This window comes from Sphingomonas endophytica, from assembly GCF_001476895.1.
Lineage (GTDB): Bacteria > Pseudomonadota > Alphaproteobacteria > Sphingomonadales > Sphingomonadaceae > Sphingomonas > Sphingomonas endophytica_A.
Map to the genome: position 1 here is coordinate 1 of NZ_LDTB01000211.1, position 697 is coordinate 697.

Annotated in this window: 1 protein-coding gene; it reads right to left on the reverse strand. The window is 65.6% G+C overall.

Annotated features, from left to right (window positions below; translation table 11 throughout):
* On the reverse strand, nucleotides 1-665 hold a 665-nt coding region (locus tag NS334_RS16785; RefSeq protein WP_153002811.1), incomplete at its 3' end, for an MBL fold metallo-hydrolase.
* Nucleotides 666-697 lie beyond the last annotated feature (32 nt).

The following is a 697-nucleotide window of genomic DNA, read 5'->3' on the forward strand; positions in this document are numbered from 1 at the left end:
ATGTAGAGCTTGCCGGCCGGCGTCTCCAGCACGAAGCTCGCCCACAGCGCCTTGTTGCGATCGAACAGGCCGCGCGCCGACCAGGGCCGCGTCGGCACCAATGCCGCGGCAACGCCGTTGCCAAGCTCAACGCGCTGGTACCAGTCGAACGCCTCGGCCTTGATCGCGGTGTCGGACGCACGCATCGTGATGTCGTTCCCGAGCGGCGTTACCACGCGAGGGCCGAACGCAGACGTCAGCTTCGAAAGCGTCGCAACGTCGAGATGATCGTAATGGCCGTGCGACACCAGCACGACATCGATCTTGGGCAATTTCTCGAACGCGATGCCGGGATCGTTGTGCCGCTTGGGACCTGCGAAGCTGAACGGCGAGGCGCGCATCGACCACACCGGATCGACCAGGATGTTGAGGCCGCCAGTCTGGATCAGCCAGCTGGCATGGCCGACGAAGCACAGCCGCACCTTGTCGCCCTCGACGCGCGGCGGCGGCGTATCGGCATGGGGGCTTGGCGCCCATTCCGGCCAGACCTCGCGCTTGCGGCGCCCCCCGAACTGCCAACGCAGCACCTCGCCCAGCGATTTCGGCGGCGAACCATCCGGATCAAAGAAGTGCAGGCCGTCGAAGTGATCCGAGACGGGGCCGTCATAGGTTTTCATGTAAGTCATCCAGATCGAGGGCACGCCGATCGCAGCGGCGG